The sequence below is a fragment of the Clostridium pasteurianum DSM 525 = ATCC 6013 genome (assembly GCF_000807255.1).
Classification (GTDB): Bacteria; Bacillota; Clostridia; order Clostridiales; family Clostridiaceae; genus Clostridium_I; species Clostridium_I pasteurianum.
This window is the reverse complement of the sequence record NZ_CP009268.1, coordinates 87,719-108,032: the sequence shown is the minus strand read 5'-3', so window position 1 is coordinate 108,032 and position 20,314 is coordinate 87,719. Positions and strand designations below refer to the sequence as shown.

Here is a 20,314-nt window from a genome sequence, read left to right as displayed (position 1 = left end):
AATTCCTTTAATTTAATCTTTTAAAACTCCTTAGGAGTTTTTTCCTAAATTCTTAACTCTTAATTCTTAATTTTTAACTAAAAAATTGTACTCTCAAAATTGCATAGTAACTGGTAAAGTAATTTTATTTCTTCATTTTATTTTGGTCAAGCCCTCGACCTATTAGTATCAGTCAGCTGAATACATTACTGCACTTACACCTCTGACCTATCAACCTGATGTTCTTTCAGGGGTCTTACTAGCTTACGCTATGGGAAATCTTATCTTGAGGTGGGCTTCACGCTTAGATGCTTTCAGCGTTTATCCCTTCCCGACATAGCTACCCAGCTGTGCCACTGGCGTGACAACTGGTGCACCAGAGGTCAGTCCATCCCGGTCCTCTCGTACTAAGGACAGCTCCTCTCAAATTTCCTACGCCCGCGACGGATAGGGACCGAACTGTCTCACGACGTTCTGAACCCAGCTCGCGTGCCGCTTTAATGGGCGAACAGCCCAACCCTTGGGACCTACTTCAGCCCCAGGATGCGACGAGCCGACATCGAGGTGCCAAACCTCCCCGTCGATGTGGACTCTTGGGGGAGATCAGCCTGTTATCCCCGAGGTAGCTTTTATCCGTTGAGCGATGGCCCTCCCACGAGGAACCACCGGATCACTAAGCCCGACTTTCGTCCCTGCTCCACTTGTTTGTGTCGCAGTCAGGCTCCCTTTTGCCTTTGCACTCTTCGCGCGATTTCCAACCGCGCTGAGGGAACCTTTGGGCGCCTCCGTTACTTTTTAGGAGGCGACCGCCCCAGTCAAACTGCCCATCTAGCAATGTCCCGTGACCAGCTTCATGGCCTCCGGTTAGAATTCCAGTACTGTCAGGGTGGTATCCCAAGGTCGACTCCTCAGCAGCTGACGCCACTGTATCCCAGTCTCCCACCTATCCTGTACAGACAATACCGAAACTCAATGCTAAACTACAGTAAAGCTCTACGGGGTCTTTCCGTCCAATCGCGGGTAGCAAGCATCTTCACTTGCACTACAATTTCGCCGGATTCGTTGTTGAGACAGTGCCCAAATCATTACGCCATTCGTGCGGGTCGGAACTTACCCGACAAGGAATTTCGCTACCTTAGGACCGTTATAGTTACGGCCGCCGTTTACTGGGGCTTAAGTTCACCGCTTCGATTACTCTTACGGATCCCCTTAACCTTCCAGCACCGGGCAGGCGTCAGCCCCTATACATCAGCTTTCGCTTTAGCAGAGACCTGTGTTTTTGCTAAACAGTTGCTTGGGCCTATCCTCTGCGGCCTGCTAAAAGCAGGCACCCCTTCTCCCGAAGTTACGGGGTCAATTTGCCGAGTTCCTTAACAACGATTCTTCCGATGGTCTTAGGATTCTCTCCTCACCTACCTGTGTCGGTTTGCGGTACGGGCACCTTTTTCCTTGATAGAGGCTTTTCTTGGCAGTGTGAAATCAGATACTTCGCTAAAAATTAGCTCCCCATAACACCTTAACTAATCAGGCGGATTTGCCAGCCTGCACGTCTTAGTGCTTAGACGCACATCCAATAGTGCGCACATCTTATCCTTCTGCGTCACCCCATCTCTCATAACGGAGAAAGGTGGTATCGGAATATCAACCGATTATCCATCACCTACGCCTTTCGGCCTCGGCTTAGGACCCGACTAACCCTGAGCGGACGAGCCTTCCTCAGGAAACCTTAGGTTTTCGACCACTAAGATTCTCACTTAGTTCTCGCTACTTATGCCAGCATACTCACTCCTGCACTGTCCACCGCTCCTTACGGTACGACTTCAACCGGTGCAGGAAGCTCCTCTACCGCTCTTACGAGCCCATAGCTTCGGTGGTAAGTTTTAGCCCCGGACATTTTCGGCGCAGGATCTCTTGACTAGTGAGCTATTACGCACTCTTTAAATGAGTGGCTGCTTCTGAGCCAACATCCTAGTTGTCTTAGAAATCCCACATCCTTTACCACTTAACTTACACTTTGGGACCTTAGCTGATGATCTGGGCTGTTTCCCTTTTGACTACGGATCTTATCATTCGCAGTCTGACTGCCGAAATAAAAGTATATGGCATTCGGAGTTTGATAGAGTTCAGTAACTGTTGTCAGCCCCTACCTCATTCAGTGCTCTACCTCCATAACTCAATTAATCGACGCTAGCCCTAAAGCTATTTCGAGGAGAACCAGCTATCTCCGAGTTCGATTGGAATTTCTCCGCTATCCACAGCTCATCCCATGGTTTTTCAACACCAATGTGGTTCGGTCCTCCACGGAATTTTACTTCCGCTTCAACCTGGCCATGGATAGGTCACCCGGTTTCGGGTCTACAGCATGCAACTAGTCGCCCTGTTAAGACTTGGTTTCCCTTCGGCTGCGCACCATAAGTGCTTAACCTTGCTGCATACCGTAACTCGCTGGCTCGTTCTACAAAAAGCACGTCGTCACACATAAAAAGTGCTACGACCGGTTGTAGGCACACGGTTTCAGGTTCTATTTCACTCCCCTTCCGGGGTTCTTTTCACCTTTCCCTCACGGTACTGCTTCACTATCGGTCACTAGTTAGTATTTAGCCTTGGGAGGTGGTCCTCCCAGCTTCCCACAAGGTTTCACGTGTCTCGTGGTACTCTGGATTAGATCTTGCAATTTTCTCTTTTAACCTACAGGACTATTACCTTCTGCGGTAGAGCTTTCCAGAACTCTTCGGTTAAGATATTATGCAGTGATGATCTATCCACAACCCCAGGGACAAAGTCCCTGGTTTGGGCTGATTCCTTTTCGCTCGCCGCTACTAAGAAAATCGATATTTCTTTCTCTTCCTCCGGGTACTTAGATGTTTCAGTTCCCCGGGTATGTCTCCATATACCTATGAATTCAGTATACAGTACATGTCTGCTCGACATGTGGGTTGCCCCATTCGGAAATCTCCGGATCACAGGCTATTTGCGCCTACCCGAAGCTTATCGCAGCTTGTCACGTCCTTCTTCGACTTCTAGTGCCAAGGCATTCACCATGCGCCCTTTGTAGCTTGACCTTGTTACTCTTTTAGGCGTTAGCCTTTTAGAGTTTAGTCTTTATTTGTTTTAATTTCAATCTTTCGATTAAAATCATATTATACAAAGGATTATTTTTTACTTTACTTTGTTTCTCTATGCAATTTTCAAAGTACATTTTAAGAGAATTGATCTCTCAAAATTAAACAGAGACAAGAGTAAGAAACCAATGTATACAACAGTTATCCTGCTGCAATTACTCCTTAGAAAGGAGGTGATCCAGCCGCAGGTTCTCCTACGGCTACCTTGTTACGACTTCACCCCAATCACTAATCCCACCTTCGGCCGCTGGCCCCATAAAGGTTACCTCACGGACTTCGGGTGTTACCAGCTCTCATGGTGTGACGGGCGGTGTGTACAAGGCCCGGGAACGTATTCACCGCGACATTCTGATTCGCGATTACTAGCAACTCCAACTTCATGCAGGCGAATTTCAGCCTGCAATCCGAACTGGGATGAGTTTTCAAGTTTAGCTCCACCTCACGGTATTGCATCTCGTTGTTCTCACCATTGTAGCACGTGTGTAGCCCTAGACATAAGGGGCATGATGATTTGACGTCATCCCCGCCTTCCTCCCGGTTAACCCGGGCAGTCTCACTAGAGTGCTCAACTTAATGGTAGCAACTAATGATAAGGGTTGCGCTCGTTGCGGGACTTAACCCAACATCTCACGACACGAGCTGACGACAACCATGCACCACCTGTCTTCCTGCCCCGAAGGGCTTCACGTATCTCTACGCTATTCAGGAGATGTCAAGTCTAGGTAAGGTTCTTCGCGTTGCTTCGAATTAAACCACATGCTCCGCTGCTTGTGCGGGCCCCCGTCAATTCCTTTGAGTTTTAATCTTGCGACCGTACTTCCCAGGCGGAGTACTTATTGTGTTAACTGCGGCACAGAAGGAGTCGATACCTCCTACACCTAGTACTCATCGTTTACGGCGTGGACTACCAGGGTATCTAATCCTGTTTGCTCCCCACGCTTTCATGCCTCAGCGTCAGTTACAGTCCAGAAAGCCGCCTTCGCCACTGATGTTCTTCCTAATCTCTACGCATTTCACCGCTACACTAGGAATTCCGCTTTCCTCTCCTGCACTCTAGATACCCAGTTTGAAATGCAGTCCCCAGGTTGAGCCCGGGGCTTTCACATCTCACTTAAGTATCCGCCTACACATCCTTTACGCCCAGTAAATCCGGACAACGCTTGCCACCTACGTATTACCGCGGCTGCTGGCACGTAGTTAGCCGTGGCTTCCTCCTTTGGTACCGTCATTATCGTCCCAAAAGACAGAGCTTTACAATCCGAAGACCGTCATCACTCACGCGGCGTTGCTGCATCAGGCTTTCGCCCATTGTGCAATATTCCCCACTGCTGCCTCCCGTAGGAGTCTGGACCGTGTCTCAGTTCCAATGTGGCCGATCACCCTCTCAGGTCGGCTACGCATCGTCGCCTTGGTGAGCCGTTACCTCTCCAACTAGCTAATGCGCCGCGGGTCCATCTCAAAGCGGATTACTCCTTTAATTAAAGCTCCATGTGAAACTTTAATATTATGCGGTATTAATCTCCCTTTCGGGAGGCTATTCCCCTCTTTGAGGCAGGTTACCCACGTGTTACTCACCCGTCCGCCGCTAGAAACCCGAAGGTTTCTCGCTCGACTTGCATGTGTTAAGCACGCCGCCAGCGTTCGTCCTGAGCCAGGATCAAACTCTCAATTTATAAGTTTGATGTTAGCTCATCGCTTCTCTTCTCAATGAAGAGTTTGTTATTCTCAATTTTAATTTCTTAAAATCTAAAGAATTGCTGGTTTACTTACTATTCTTATACTCTGTTTAATTTTCAAAGATCAATCACTGTCATCTGACAGCTTTTATAGTATATCATCATCAACATAGTTTGTCAATATTTTTTTATATTAATTACAAACTATTTTTAAACATTGTTTTTACAACGTGATTTATTTTATCATTAATAAATAAATTATTAATCCAGTAACTATATAAAAATTTAATATTATCTATCAATATCTAATCATTATATAATATTCCTACGAAATTCGCCTATTGATACACTAGGCATAGTATACTTGTTATAATTAAGTATTAGCATCAGAAAAATAATTATTTAATCTGATGCTAATATTAATCACTTCATTTCTACTGAATATTTTGACTTAAGTCCTTCAATATATTTTGTATACCTCATATTTTGTCTTTCTTTAGTAAGACCTTCAATTATTCTATTTTTAACTTCTTCAAAAGTTTTAGGTATATCTTCTGTTCTATTTTCAACCTTTATTATATGATAACCATATTTAGTTTTCACAGGTTCACCTACTATACCTATTTCCTGTGTAAAACAAGCTTCTTCAAATTCCTCAACCATTTGTCCCTTTGGGAAACTGCCTAAGTTACCGCCCTCCTCTTTTGATGGACAAGTTGAGTATTCCTTTGCTGCAGCTTCAAAAGGTTTGCCTTGTTTTATTTCATTACTTACTTTTATAGCATCTTCTTCTGTATCTAATAGTATATGTTTAGCAGTAGCTGTTGCTGGTGTGTTAAATTTATCCTTATTTACTTCATAATAATCTTTAGCTTCTTGTTCGGTAACTGTTGGAATATCTGAACAAAGAATTCTTTTTGTTGCTATTTCAATCATAATATCTTTTTTCATAGCTTCTAGTCTAATTTTATATTCATCATCATTCTCAAGTCCATTATCTTTTGCATCATTATATATTAGCTCAACAGCTACAAGTTGCTCTAGTAACCTTTGTTTTCCTGCTTTAGTTAAAAGTTTATATTGCTTATCTTGTGGGAAACTCAAAATAACTTGATTAATATCATTTTCTGTAATTTCCTTACCATTTACTGATGCTAATACCTTATTTTCCATTTAAATTCTCCTTAAAATTTTTTAAACTTTGTGCTTTATATATAGATGATAGCATTAATTTTTTTTTACTACAAGAAAATTTCAAATAAATATTAATAGTTATAAATATATTTTTAAACTTCTATCTTCACAGTATAGATTTATACTCCAAGATACATTTACTTTAAATATATCTATATTTATAATTATACTTAATCAATTTTATACCTTTTAAGTAATTCCATAGCTTTATCAATATTGATAAAAACCTTTATAAAATTTTTAATATAAAATTGGAATTACTTTTTAAATTAATATAAAAAATACTGAATAAAATTAGTTTATTAATTAAATTCTAATTAGTGGGGATTTGCTACATTTCATCCTATTTTGCACTAATTATTTGCATATATATTATATTTTAACAAGATTATAAGATAAATATTTTATAAAGTGAGGATTTTACTTATATGAAAATAAATTTACCTAAAAATGTAGAATACATAATTCATACATTAAACAAAAATAATTTTTCTGCCTATGCTGTAGGAGGATGCATTAGAGATATTCTTATAAACAAAGAGCCAAAAGATTGGGATATAACTACCAATGCTTTACCTGAAGATATAATTAAGATTTTTAAAGATACTGTACCAACGGGAATTAAACACGGAACTATAACTGTATTAATTAATGGAACGCCTTACGAGGTTACAACTTTTAGGATAGATGGCAAGTACACCGATAATAGACATCCAGACAGTGTAATATTTAGTAATTCATTATATGAAGACTTATCAAGAAGAGATTTCACTATAAACTCCATATCCTACAACCATAAAGATGGTTTACAGGATCCATTTAACGGTAAAAATGATTTACAACAAAAAATAATTCGTTGTGTTGGTACCCCTGATTTGAGGTTTAAAGAGGATTCTCTCAGGATATTAAGAGCAATTAGATTTTCTACACAACTAAATTTTAAAATAGAACAAATTACAAAACATTCCTTACAAAAAAATTCCTTATTAATAAAGAATGTGAGTATGGAAAGAATTAGAGATGAACTATCAAAGATACTCTTAACTAATAAACCAAGTGTAGGTTTTCAATTACTAAAAGAAACTAAATTATTAGAAATAATCCTTCCAGAATTATCTATTTGTGTAGGTTTTAATCAACATAATCCACATCATTATAAAGATATATTTGATCATACTATGATGGTTTTAGATAATACTTCTAGTAATTTAATAATAAGAATTGCAGCCTTACTGCATGATATTGGTAAGCCAAAATGTTTTTCTATAGATAAAAATGGAATAGGCCACTTTTATATGCATAATATAGAGGGTGCAAAAATTTCTCAGGAAATATTAAGTCGTTTAAAGTTTGATAATAAAACTATAAAGACGGTTTACACCCTAATAAAAGAACATTTAGTTAATAGAAATAATTTAAAAATACCTGCAATAAAAAGATTTATAAATAGAGTGGGCATAGATAATCTTAACTATTTATTTGATTTACAGATAGCAGACATAAAAGGCCATACTCCGCCACATGACTTTTCTCCAGTATTTAATTTAAAAATCTCAGTAAATGAAATCTTAGCAAAAAAAGATCCTCTTAACCTAAAGGATTTAGATATAACTGGCAATGATTTGATAAAAATAGGATACTCCAAAGGGATCATCATAGGGAAAACATTAAATGAACTTTTGGAACTTGTAATAAAAAATCCTGAATTAAATAAAAAGAATATATTAATTCCCAGAGCAATAAAAAAGTTAAATTATAAAAAATGAATTCTAATTCCGTTATCTAAATTTAGAAATAAAACCAATTATTGATAACTTTTAAATTATTAACAAAGAAATATAAATCTAATGAATTTAATTATTTTTAATATGCCAAAAATAGGTTCCCTCTATATTCGGAACCTATAAGAAACTGTTTACTATAAAACATTATATATTATTAGTTAAATATCAATTATCAAACAAACATATATAGAGATTATATTATGTATTTTATCATATTTATAAATATACTTATAATATAAGCTTACTTATTCTTTATACTTCCTTTTGCAATATACCTTGCTTTCTAAGTATGGGTATTACCTTTATAGCAAGTACAGATGCTATGACGGCCTTTAATAAATCCCCTGGTATAAAAACTAAGAATCCCATTTTAACAGCATATCCAAAAGTTATTCCTTTAAATAATACATTTTTAAGTATAAAATACAAATAAGGTATTCCTATAATATAAATTATAATAATTCCCAGAACACAAATAGCAAATATTCTAATAAAATTAATTTTTTCAGTATGTTCTACAATTTTCCCCATAATAAAGGCTGCAACTATAAATCCAATTAAGTATCCAAAGCTTGGACTAATAACATGCATAAGACCACCAGTTCCATCCGCAAATATAGGTAATCCTATAAGGCCAAGTAATACATAAATCAACTGTGACATAGCCCCCACTCTAGAACCAAGCATTATACCTGCTAAAATTGTAAATAATGCCTGTAAAGTTATAGGAACAGGGCCTACAGGAATTTTAATAAATGCTCCTACTGCTGTCAACGCCGCAAATAATGCAGCTAAAATCATTCCTCTTGTATTAAATTTCAAAAATTTACACCTCCATATTTATTAATAAACTTATATTAATATAACAAGCTATAATTGTCAACCTATATATATTTATATGTTTACAATACATTATAAGTTTTTATTATTATACTTATATTTAACATAAATATAATAACTTATAAAATATATATAGATTTATAAGTAATAATAAAATTATTCACCTTTTTAAATAATAATTGAAACATATGAATAAAAGTATTATGAAACATCAATAACTTAGCTTATAACAAAATTATCTATAAATCATATAAATATAACATAACTTTACAAAATATAATTTTTGTGACAAACTTATCTATAAATATTATAATATTTATAGATATTCTATATTTTATAAGAAATGAGGTATGTCAAAAACTATGAAAAAGAAATTTATATTAACTATTCTCTTGATCTCTTTTATCCTATTTACATTTGGATGTAATAACAAAAATACTGCTAAAACCTCTTTTGACAAGTATATAACTTTCTGGGAAAAAAGTGATTTTAAAAGTATGTATTCTCTTTTGAATTCAGACAGTAAAAAAAGTATTTCTGAAAAAGACTTTATTGAAAAATACAAAAATATCTATAGCGGTATTGACTTAAGTAAAATTTCCATAACTCCAGAGTATCCAAAATCTTTAAAGAAAGATTCAAATGGAAATATATCCGTCCCATTTAAAGTATCTATGAATACCTCTGCTGGAACTATAAATTTTAAAAATACAGCTTATTTAAAAGAAGAACAAATAGATAAATCAAAAACCTTCACCATACTTTGGAACAATAAAATGATCTTTCCAGACCTAGAAGATGGAGAAAAAATTAGAGTAGATAAAACCTTCGGAAAACGTGGTGAAATACGTGGAAAAAATGGTTCTTATCTTGCGAAAAATGGATTTATTGCAGAGATAGGAATTGTTGCAGGAAAAATTAATAATGATGATTCAGATACTAAAAATAAAATTGCACAAATTTTAAATATTAGTGCTGATAACATTACAAAAAAACTTTCTGCTTCCTATGTAAAACCAGATATGTTTATACCAATCGATAATATATCAAAAGATGATACTAATAGAATAACAGCACTTTCAAAAATTCCAGGTATAATGATAAAAGATAAAGCTGCAAGAATATACCCTTTAAAAGATAAAGCTGCTTTTTTAACAGGCTATGTACAACCTGTCAGTTCTGAAGAACTTAAAGATCTTAAAGATCAAGGATATACTCAAGATGATATAATTGGTAAAAGCGGTTTAGAAAAAATATATGAGAATCAATTGAAATCAGAAGATGGTGCTGAAATATATATATTAGATAAAAACGGAAATAGGAAAAAAACTATAGCTAAAAAAGAAGCTAAAAACGGAACTGATTTAAATATTACAATAAATACAGATATTCAATCAGCTTTATATGATCAATATTCTGGTGATTCTGGTACATCAGTAGCAATGGAACCCAAAACTGGTGAAGTATTAGCTCTTGTCAGTTCACCAGCTTATGATCCAAATGATTTTGTACTGGGAATGTCTTCAGATAAATGGAATTCCCTTAATAAGGATCCTAAAAAACCTCTTTTAAATAGATTTGAAGGCATTTTTGCTCCAGGTTCAATCTTTAAACCAATAACAGCATCCATTGGTTTGAAAAATAATAAAATTGATCCTAATACAATTAAAAATATAAATGGTCTAAAGTGGCAAAAGGATAGCAGCTGGGGGGGATACTTTGTAACAAGAACAGAGGAATATTCATCACCTTCTAATCTTTTAAATGCATTAATACATTCAGATAACATATATTTTGCTCAATTAGCATTAGATATTGGTAAAAATACTTTTGTCTCTGAAATGAAAAATTTAGGAATAGGTGAAAAAATACCTTTTGAATACGGCCTTACTACTTCAAAAATTTCTAAAGACAATAAGATTAATACAGACATTCAGCTAGCTGATTCCGGTTATGGACAGGGTGAACTACTTATAAATTCTTTACAACTTACGTCTATATATACTTCTTTTGTTAATAACGGCAATATAATCAAACCATATTTAAATGAAGACAAAAAACCTTCGTCTCCTAATGATATATGGAAATCCAATGTTTTTTCTGAAGATATATCAACTACAATATTAAATGACTTAAGTCAAGTTGTATCAAATCCTGAAGGTACCGGACATGATGCATATATGACGAACTTACCGCTTGCTGGTAAAACTGGCACTGCAGAAATAAAATCTAGTCAAAAAGATACAACTGGAAGTGAAAACGGATATTTTATTGCTGTTAATACTAATAACCCTAAACTATTAGTATTAGAAATGTATGAAAATGTTAAAAATAAAGGCGGAAGCCATTATGTTGTACCTAAAGTAAAAGAAATCTTTCAAAAGTTTTGTAAATAATTAAACTGTCCCCTTTGTCAAGTACACAATAAAACAGGCTGTCCACCTAGATTTTATATCTGGGTGGATTTTTAGAATGGAACTATTCCTGTTTTTAGATATGTATATAATGAACTCCTTTTTATTTGCTTTTCTTCTCCAGCGTTGACTACATTTATCAATACAATTTTGACTCAACATTATAGGATCAAATCCGTTTTCAACGAATATTTCTAACGGTAATTTTCCACCAGCATATTTCGCAGGAAATAATTCTTTAAATGAATCTGTATAAGTGATTTGCTTGTATGTTACACTTTTAATATTAATGTTTTTTGATAAAATATTTATTTCTTTTGAGGTAATCCCTTTAAATTTTATATATTTGTATTATTTTTACAAATATAGTTGAATAATTACTGTGATATTTGTTAATATATTATAATAAGGAGGGATTTTATGGAAATAGTTAACTATTCTAAAATTTTAAAAACATTTGTTCAACTTCTATTTATATTCATTTTAGCAATATTATTTGCTATAGGAATAAATAAATACATATTTGCTAGGGCTGATATAGAAGGTACTTCTATGCTTAGTACCCTTAATGATAAAGACATAACCTTTGTAGAAAAAATAAGTTCAATTACTCATATAGTCAAGAGAAATGAAATAATAATATTTAATTCCAGAAATGAAAATAATGATCTTTTTATAAAGAGGGTAATCGGCATAGCTGGAGATAAAGTACAAATAAAAAATGGTAAAGTGTACATTAATGGTAATAGTATTTCTGAACCCTACTTAAATAATAACACCATAACGGAACCTGGTCCTTTTATCGGAAATAGTGTCTATACAGTTCCAAAGGGGTATATATTTGTACTTGGTGATAATAGAGGCAACAGTACTGACAGTAGATTTTTTGGTCCTGTTAATATTAAAGATATAAAAGGTCATGCAATAATACGAGTTTATCCTTTAAATAAAATAAGACTACTATAAATTCAATATAAAGATTTTATAGTAATCTTACAATTAAATAAAATACTTTACAAAAATTATTAAATCTTTTCATAACTAATATCTTTTATAACTATATTTAATTGTTTTTCAAGCTCAATAATTTTATTTATTCTTTTTTTGTCATTACTATATATAATTTTTACCTTAGGTCTTAGTGGAAAATTGTGACTTATTTTTTCTATTATTGCTTTCTCTCCATTAGTTAAATTAACTAATGTTCCCTCTGGATAAGGTACTACTATCTGTGAAAAAACTTGTACATATTTATAATCAAATTGAATACCTCCACTTGCCATAAGATATTCTAAAGCCTCATTTGGACTCATAGCTTTCCTATAAGGTCTATGTGCAGTTAATGCATCATAGGTATCTGCAATAGCTACAATTTTACCAAATTTACTTATTTCATCCCCTGACTTACCTTCTGGATATCCCTGCCCACCTATTTTTTCATGATGCTGTAATACAACCATAATAGAAGTTACTGAAATATCAAAACATTCTCTTAAGAAATCATATCCCTTTTTTGTATGCTGCTTTACTATATCATATTCTTGCTTCGTAAGCTCTGATTCTTTATTCAATATTTCAACGGGGACAAATATCATACCTATATCATGCAATAAAGCTCCTATACATAAATCCATTAAATCAAATTTATGTAAATTAAGCTTTATTCCAATGATTAATGATATTATTGCTACATTGACACTGTGTTGAAATATATAATTATTTTTACTTTTTATATCTACTAAATTTATCATTACATCTTTTTTAGATAATACTTCTTCAATCAATTCTTTAGCTATATATAAAATTGAATTAAATTCATTTTCTTTATCAACATAATTAATTTTTTTATGTGTATCACATGGATTAATATTCATAAAACTCTTTTTTATCGCCATTATTGCTTTTTGCCTTATTTCTGGCTTTATAATCTCTTCTATTATTTTATTGCTATATTCATCAAATATATATATTGAATATATATTTAATTCCTTTATCTTTTTTATAATTTTACCTGTAAGTGTAGATCCCTTTTTTAATAAAACTTTTCCATCATTATCATATATAGACTTTGCCAATCTAGTATTTTCTTTTACGCATTGTATGGGAATTAATCTCATCTTTGCACCACCATCTAATGTTATATTCATTTAATTATTAATGTATTATTCATTCGTTATAAAACATATAACAATAAATTTCTATAAATCACCTCTAAAATCAATATAATCTATTCTAATAATTCTTTTAAATATTTCTCAAGCTTTTTACACTTTTCTTTATCCATTGCTTCTATATCTCTAAGTTTATAATCTAAATTTAATTTTTCATATTTATTTATCCCTAAAGTATGATAAGGCAATAACTCTACTTTTTCTACATTTCTTATATTCTTTATGATATTAGCCAGTTTTCTTATATTTTCTTTAGAATCAGTTAATGTAGGAACTATTACATGTCTTATCCATACCTTTACACCTATATTTTCTACTGCCTTTAAGAAATCATCAAAACCTCTTTTACCCTTTCCAGTAATACATTTGTATCCATCATCATCTACATGTTTTATATCTAATAATACCAAATCTGTATGTTTTAAAATTTCTTCATAATTTCCATATCCATACCCAGCTGTATCAATAGCTGTGTGAATACCCTGTTCTTTGCACAATTTTAATATGTCTATTAAAAATTCAGGTTGTAAAAGTACTTCCCCGCCAGAAAAAGTTACCCCACCTCCTGATCTATCAAAATAAGGCTTAAATCTCAATAACTTTTTCAACAACTCTTCTGCTGTTAACTCTTTCCCGCCTGCCATATTCCATGTATCAGGATTATGGCAATATGAACATCTTAATCCACAGCCTTGAAAAAATACTACTGTTCTAATACCTGGACCATCTACAAGCCCCATACTTTCTATTGAATGAATTCTTCCCATTACCATAGTTATTTCTCCCTGCCATTTATAAATGTTAATTAACTTAATAATACTTTTATATATTATTTTAAACTTACCTACAATTTAATAAATAATCAAATTATTAGTATTGTTAAAAAAATATATACAATTTAGTATATCATATTTTTAAGTATTATTTGATAAATATAATTTTATAAATTTCCATACATTGAATTAGTTCTAGTTAGTTTTATATTTTATTCAATAACTAATATTTAATTAATAATTTATTACTATTATTATCTAAATCGTTAGATACATACTTATACTAATATAACAAATAAGTTATCTCAAAAGGAATTAAATGTACTGATTTAATTATTTAAAATTAGATTTTAATAACCATTTTAATAGTAAAATATCAAAAAAGCTGTCTCACAATTTATAAATTGTGAGACAGCCTCTATTTATTATAATTTTTCATGAAAAGTTCTACTTATAACTTCTTTTTGATGATCCTTTGAAAGTCTATTAAAATTGACAGCATATCCTGAAACTCTTATAGTAAGCGTTGGATACTTATCAGGATTATTCATAGCATCAATTAATGTTTCTCTATTTAGCACGTTAACATTCAAGTGATGAGCTCCTTGCCCAAAATATCCACCCATAATACTAACTAAATTATTTATTCTTACATCATGATCATTTCCTAATGCATCTGGTACTATAGAAAATGTATTTGAAACTCCATCTTCACAGCATACATATGGCACTTTAGCAACTGAGTTTAAGGATGCTAATGCTCCTTCCATATCTCTTCCATGCATTGGATTAGCCCCAGGTGCTAATGGTTCTCCAACCTTTCTTCCATCTGGTGTTGTACCCGTCTTTTTACCGTACATTACATTTGATGTAATAGTAAGCACTGAAAGCGTATGTTTAGCATTCCTATAAGTTGGATGCTTCTTTAATTCATCAGAAAATTTTTCAACAATTTCTACAGCTATACTATCTACTCTATCATCGTCATTACCATACTTAGGGAAATCTCCCTCTTTAACAAAATCTACAGTTATACCATTTTCTCTTATTGGTTTTACTTTAGCATATCGTATTGCACTTAGGGAATCAGCTGCTACAGAAAATCCTGCAATACCAAAAGCCATAAGTCTTCCTACCTTGGTATCATGAAGTGCCATTTGACTAGCTTCATAGGCATATTTATCATGCATAAAGTGTATTATATTCATAGTATTAACATAGAGTCCTGCCATATATTCAAGAACTTTAAAATAATTTTCCTTTACTTTTTCATAATCTAATACTTCATCTGTTATAGGCTCAATATCAGGAACAACTTTTATACCTTTCTTTTCATCTACACCACCATTTATTGCTAAAAGGAGACATTTAGCAAGATTACATCTAGCTCCAAAGAATTGCATGTCTTTTCCTACTCTCATAGCAGATACACAGCAGGCAATTGCATAATCATCTCCATATATAGGTCTCATAATATCATCATTTTCATACTGAATTGAATCAGTTAAAATAGACATTTCCGCACAGAATTTTTTAAAGCTTTCTGGTAAATTTTCTGACCACAATACTGTCATATTAGGTTCAGGTGCTGATCCAAGATTTATTAATGTATGAAGATATCTAAAAGAATTCTTTGTAACAAGGCTTCTTCCATCTATTCCAACTCCAGCTATAGATTCAGTAACCCAAGTTGGATCTCCTGCAAACAATTCATTATATTCTGGTGTTCTTAAATGTCTTACCAGTCTAAGTTTTATAATAAATTGATCTATTACTTCTTGTGCCTCGTCTTCTGTAATCAATCCTTGCTCTAAATCTCTTTCAATATAAATATCTAAGAACGTACTTGTCCTTCCAAGTGACATAGCCGCACCATTATTTTCCTTTACACCTGCTAAATACCCAAAATACAAAAACTGAGCTGCTTCTTTAGCATTAACAGCTGGCCTTGATATATCCACACCATAAGAAAGAGCCATTTTTTTAATCTCATCAAGAGCTCTTATTTGTTCCGATACTTCTTCTCTAAGTCTTATAAGCTCATCCAGCATATCACCTTTAAGATTACTTAAATCTTTCTTTTTCTCTTGTATTAAGAAATCTATTCCGTACAGGGCTACTCTTCTATAATCTCCTATTATTCTTCCTCTTCCATAGGCATCTGGAAGTCCTGTTAATACTCCAGCAGACCTAGCTATCCTTGTTTCTTCTGAATAAGCATCAAATACACCTTGATTGTGTGTTTTTCTATAATTTGTAAATATATTGTGCATTTCATCACTAATTTTAAAGCCATATTCTTTAAGTGATTGTTCTGCCATTCTAATTCCACCAAAAGGATTAGTTATTCTCTTTAATGGTGCATCCGTCTGAAAACCTACTATAACTTCATTATCTTTATCCAAATATCCAGGTTTAAAGCTATTTATTCCAGAGATTGTCTCTGTATCTACATCAAGTATTCCCTTTTTTAATTCCTCTAAAATAAGTGAAACTGCTTTATCCCAAACTTTTTTAGTTTTTTCTGTAGGACCCTTTAAAAAGCTTTTATCTCCAGTATACTCTTTATAATTTTTTTGGATAAAGTCTCTTACATTTACATCATTAGTCCATTCTCCATCTTGAAAGCCTTCCCATTGTTTAAACAAAATATCATCTCCTTATTCTATGCTAATTAATTTATAATGAAATTGTTTTTAATTGTTACTAATTAATAATTTTTATTATATAGATATTATAACTAATTAATCATCTTATTTCAACAATATAAATAATATCTTAATTAACATAAGTTAGACTTTTCATATTTCACATTATATCATATCTCTATTTATAATTAAAAGTATTTATTTTTTTATGTTTTGTAAAAATTTTACTTCAAAAACAAAAATAAATCTTACTTGGAATATTGTAAATATTTTAATATAACATATTACTCATTTAGATTAAGCTATATGAATATAGCTATAGGTAATACTTCTATCATATTTCCATCATCACAAATAAACTTGTTGCTGAAAGTTTCTATGTTATTTTCTATATTATTTAAATTCATAAAATTTATAAAATAATTTTCATTTATAAAATTTAAAGAATTATCACCGAATAATTGCATATAGTCATAATTTTTTTTATCTATGAAATTTATTACTTTTCCCATTATATTTATCTTGCAATTTCCAATATAATTAAATCTACTTATATTATAAGCTAAATCTATAGGAACTATAAATCTAGATTTAGGTGTACATAATTCAGTAGTTACGCATTTAATACAATTATTAGTTTTCCATGTATTCATATATTCCTTTAAATTTCTAAGCACCTCAAATTTGCTGCTATTTATACTTTTTATATTACCAAATACATTTTGTATTTCCATATTATTCACCAAATTTTGTAAATAGTAAACTATAGGGTTTTGTAATAACCTACATTTCATTATAACAAAATCATTTTCATTAACATTATTAATATTTTCATTTAAAGATATATCTCTGATTAGATTATTTTTAAATAGTAACTTTCTTAAATTCATAAATACTTCTATATCCTTTGAAATACTTGCTTGTGTCTTTTGCTTTGAAAATTCATTCACTACTTGAACATTAATATCTCCTTGAACATATTTTCCAAATAGTTCATCTGAAAATTCACTCATTGGGCCTCTATAATTAATAGTAATTTGATTCTTTGTATTAACACTTTTTGATTCAACAAATTCTTGTACTACTATAGTAAAAAGATTATTAATCATATCATTATTCAAATATAGAGGTATGAAAGCTTTATTTTCAGTCATAAATATCACTCCACATCATTAATACTAAATTTTAAAACTTATATTATATTTTTATAGAACAGATTCATTCATTTATTCGTATAATATTATAGCTATATTGTATAAAATAGGAGGAATAAATATGCCTATACATTACAATTTTACAAAATTAAAAGATTCTATTGAAAGTAATGCTAGTTCTGCTGTAAAGAAAACAGGCGAATTTATAGAAATATCAAAATTAAATCTAGATATTTCCTGTGAAGAAAAGAAAATAGATGTTTTATATGCTAAAATAGGTAAAAAAATATATGCTCAATATATGAAAGATAGATTTGTAAATAATAACTTCATAAAATACTGTAAAGAGATAGATGAAATAAAATATAAAATTTCATCTATAGAAAAGAAAATATTAAAAGTTCAAAATAAAAAAATATGCCCTTTGTGCGGAAATGAACTTACAAAAAATGCTGTTTACTGTGAACATTGCGGATTTAAACAAAAAACTAGAAAAAAATCTTAAAAATTTATTTATATATATAAATAATAAATTGTTAGAAAATTCAATGACATTAAGAAATATATTCATAATATAAAAAATAGCCTTAAAAATTTTTAAGACTATTTTTTATTGAATTTTTATAATTTCAAGATCATCTGGAACAATTATTTTTCCATCAAAGTATTTTTTACCTTCTTCTGCATATAATTTTTTTCTTTGCTTTAAATTTTTATCTTCACTATGAAATAATATAACATTTTCCACTTCTAATTTTGAAGCATTCTCACAAGCATCCTTTACAGTGGAATGGTGTTTTTCATAAGGCTTAAATTTTTCTTTTTCAGAGTACAGACAGAATGCCTCATGCATAAGATATTGAGATTTATATGCATAATTAATTAAATTCTCATTAAAAGGTTCATCTCCTAAAAATGTTAACTTTTTACCATTATTAAATTTAGCAACAAATCCAAATTGAAGAAGTTTAGTACTTTTAATATCAAAACATTGAATGTCTATATCCAATATATTTAATTTACAACCATCATATACCTCAACAAAGACAATATCTTTATCAATATGATCTACAAATTTCTTTTGAAGTAATAGCTTACTTATCGTTCTTATTATATCCACTACATCCCTATGACAGTAGATATTAAGCTTTCCTTTATAATTACCATTAATAATCTGTTGCGCTACTGCTCTTATTATCCATACAATACCCGTTACATGATCATTATGACTATGAGAAATGAATACATCGTGTATTTTGTTTATAGGTATATCCATTTTCTCCAAATTTGAAAGTATAGTATTGCCTCCCCCTGTATCTATGAGGAAGTATTCATCTTTACTTGAAATTGTAAAACAAGTATTATAACATCTTGTAACCATTGCAGCTCCAGTACCCAGCATTGTTATTTCATTCATTTTTCAACTCTCCTCCTGCATAGAAAATCATATAAAAATACTTCACACTATAAATATAAACATTAAAGAAACTTCACTTTATATAATACATAATTATCTAATCCCTGTCACTTTTCCTTTAAGTGCCTTTAATCTGGAATTAACATATCCAATTAGCTCATTTCTTTTATCCTTTATATCTGCAGGCGCATTAGTAACTATACTTATAATATCTAAAGTATTGCCCTTTACAACTTCTGCAACTTCATACCCTAAACATTTATTTTTAACTTTCCAATAAATATTATTAAATTCATCTGCTTGCCTTTTGTTATAATAACCTTTCTCTATTCCAAATTGAAATAAATCCGCTGCTGATTCTAATTCCTCTAAATCACGAAGTTCCAATGTTTCTTTAACAAGATCTTGAAAACTTTTCATTTTAAACACTCCTCTTTATAAAGTATAAAGTCTTTTAGATACATAACAGTTAATATATTATCGTAATAAATTCACTATATAATTACTTACTATAATTATTCAATACAAATTATTATACTAACTTATCTATATATTTTTTATATTAATATTATAATAATATTTTAGACTCATAGATTAATTCATATACTAATATAAATTAAATTCTAGTAATATAAATTAGCTTTCTAATTTATATTACTAGAAAATTAAAAATTAATCTATATATTTAAATAAAATAACTCTGAATCTTAAAAATAACATGAATTAGTCTGAATTATTTATAAACATTATCATAACTTCTTATTTAAATATAAATTTATACATTTTAATATTTTAAACAACTCTTATAAAAAAGTATAATTAAAACTATATTTTATTAAAAATAAAAAAACATCCTTAAAATAAGGATAATTTTGGTGGCTTACCGGGGAATCGAACCCCGGACAACATGATTAAAAGTCATGTGCTCTACCAACTGAGCTAGTAAACCAAATATTAAATTTAATAAATACTAAAATAAACTTTGTTATTTAGTATAACCCAGCGTCGACCTACTCTTCCACAGGGCTTCCCCTGCAGTACCATCAGCACATTAGAGCTTAACCTGCCTGTTCGGAATGGGAAGGAGTGTTACCTCTAAGTCATAGACACTGGATATATTAAGTTAAGAGTGAATAGTTAAA

12 protein-coding genes, 1 tRNA gene and 3 rRNA genes are annotated in these 20,314 nt (G+C 31.5%); 4 read left to right on the top strand and 12 right to left on the bottom strand.

Annotation, left to right across the window (positions count from 1 at the left end):
- Positions 1 to 142: 142 nt before the first annotated feature.
- From CLPA_RS00495 to CLPA_RS00485, 3 genes are all read right to left on the bottom strand, one after another.
- Positions 143 to 3,041, bottom strand: a 23S ribosomal RNA gene (locus tag CLPA_RS00495).
- Positions 3,042 to 3,267: 226 nt separating this feature from the next.
- Positions 3,268 to 4,774 (bottom strand): 16S ribosomal RNA (locus tag CLPA_RS00490).
- The 16S and 23S rRNA genes sit together here, the layout of an rRNA operon.
- A gap of 426 nt (positions 4,775 to 5,200) precedes the next feature.
- Entirely contained in the window at positions 5,201 to 5,950 is a 750-nt protein-coding gene (locus CLPA_RS00485) for a peptidylprolyl isomerase (protein ID WP_003448214.1), read from the bottom strand.
- 449 nt (positions 5,951 to 6,399) lie between these two features.
- Between CLPA_RS00485 and CLPA_RS00480 the strand changes: the two genes are divergently transcribed.
- Positions 6,400 to 7,737 (top strand): CCA tRNA nucleotidyltransferase, encoded by a 1,338-nt coding sequence (locus CLPA_RS00480; protein ID WP_003448213.1) that lies wholly within the window; start codon positions 6,400 to 6,402, stop codon positions 7,735 to 7,737.
- Positions 7,738 to 8,007: 270 nt separating this feature from the next.
- Here the strand turns inward: CLPA_RS00480 and CLPA_RS00475 are convergent, their stop codons facing one another.
- Complete coding sequence (locus CLPA_RS00475; RefSeq protein ID WP_003448212.1) at positions 8,008 to 8,577, bottom strand: biotin transporter BioY; 570 nt, start codon at positions 8,575 to 8,577, stop codon at positions 8,008 to 8,010.
- Between the two features lie 380 nt (positions 8,578 to 8,957).
- Between CLPA_RS00475 and CLPA_RS00470 the strand changes: the two genes are divergently transcribed.
- Together CLPA_RS00470 and lepB are read left to right on the top strand one after the other, a co-directional pair.
- Entirely contained in the window at positions 8,958 to 10,991 is a 2,034-nt protein-coding gene (locus CLPA_RS00470) for a penicillin-binding transpeptidase domain-containing protein (protein ID WP_003448211.1), read from the top strand.
- Positions 10,992 to 11,429: 438 nt separating this feature from the next.
- Positions 11,430 to 11,975: a signal peptidase I gene (gene lepB / locus CLPA_RS00465; RefSeq protein ID WP_003448210.1), complete on the top strand. Its 546-nt coding sequence runs from the start codon at positions 11,430 to 11,432 to the stop codon at positions 11,973 to 11,975.
- Positions 11,976 to 12,034: 59 nt separating this feature from the next.
- Here lepB and CLPA_RS00460 read toward each other — a convergent pair whose 3' ends face one another.
- The 4 genes from CLPA_RS00460 to CLPA_RS00445 all read right to left on the bottom strand — a co-directional run bounded on the left by CLPA_RS00460 (position 12,035) and on the right by CLPA_RS00445 (position 17,755).
- Positions 12,035 to 13,126: an HD-GYP domain-containing protein gene (locus tag CLPA_RS00460; RefSeq protein WP_003448209.1), complete on the bottom strand. Its 1,092-nt coding sequence runs from the start codon at positions 13,124 to 13,126 to the stop codon at positions 12,035 to 12,037.
- Positions 13,127 to 13,236: 110 nt separating this feature from the next.
- On the bottom strand, positions 13,237 to 13,953 hold the full coding sequence (pflA, locus tag CLPA_RS00455) for a pyruvate formate-lyase-activating protein (protein WP_003448208.1): 717 nt from the start codon (positions 13,951 to 13,953) through the stop codon (positions 13,237 to 13,239).
- Between the two features lie 425 nt (positions 13,954 to 14,378).
- Positions 14,379 to 16,601: a formate C-acetyltransferase gene (pflB, locus tag CLPA_RS00450; RefSeq protein WP_003448207.1), complete on the bottom strand. Its 2,223-nt coding sequence runs from the start codon at positions 16,599 to 16,601 to the stop codon at positions 14,379 to 14,381.
- Between the two features lie 302 nt (positions 16,602 to 16,903).
- On the bottom strand, positions 16,904 to 17,755 hold the full coding sequence (locus CLPA_RS00445; protein ID WP_003448206.1) for a DUF6414 family protein: 852 nt from the start codon (positions 17,753 to 17,755) through the stop codon (positions 16,904 to 16,906).
- 121 nt (positions 17,756 to 17,876) lie between these two features.
- Here CLPA_RS00445 and CLPA_RS00440 point away from each other — a divergent pair, with 121 nt between their 5' ends.
- On the top strand, positions 17,877 to 18,260 hold the full coding sequence (locus tag CLPA_RS00440) for a zinc-ribbon domain-containing protein (RefSeq protein WP_003448205.1): 384 nt from the start codon (positions 17,877 to 17,879) through the stop codon (positions 18,258 to 18,260).
- A gap of 105 nt (positions 18,261 to 18,365) precedes the next feature.
- Here the strand turns inward: CLPA_RS00440 and CLPA_RS00435 are convergent, their stop codons facing one another.
- The 4 genes from CLPA_RS00435 to rrf form a co-directional block, all read right to left on the bottom strand.
- Complete coding sequence (locus CLPA_RS00435; RefSeq protein ID WP_003448204.1) at positions 18,366 to 19,172, bottom strand: MBL fold metallo-hydrolase; 807 nt, start codon at positions 19,170 to 19,172, stop codon at positions 18,366 to 18,368.
- Between the two features lie 93 nt (positions 19,173 to 19,265).
- Positions 19,266 to 19,592 (bottom strand): hypothetical protein, encoded by a 327-nt coding sequence (locus tag CLPA_RS00430; protein ID WP_003448203.1) that lies wholly within the window; start codon positions 19,590 to 19,592, stop codon positions 19,266 to 19,268.
- A 453-nt stretch (positions 19,593 to 20,045) separates the two neighbouring features.
- Positions 20,046 to 20,121: transfer RNA gene (locus CLPA_RS00425), tRNA-Lys, on the bottom strand.
- A gap of 48 nt (positions 20,122 to 20,169) precedes the next feature.
- Positions 20,170 to 20,286: ribosomal RNA gene (rrf, locus tag CLPA_RS00420) — 5S ribosomal RNA — on the bottom strand.
- Positions 20,287 to 20,314 lie beyond the last annotated feature (28 nt).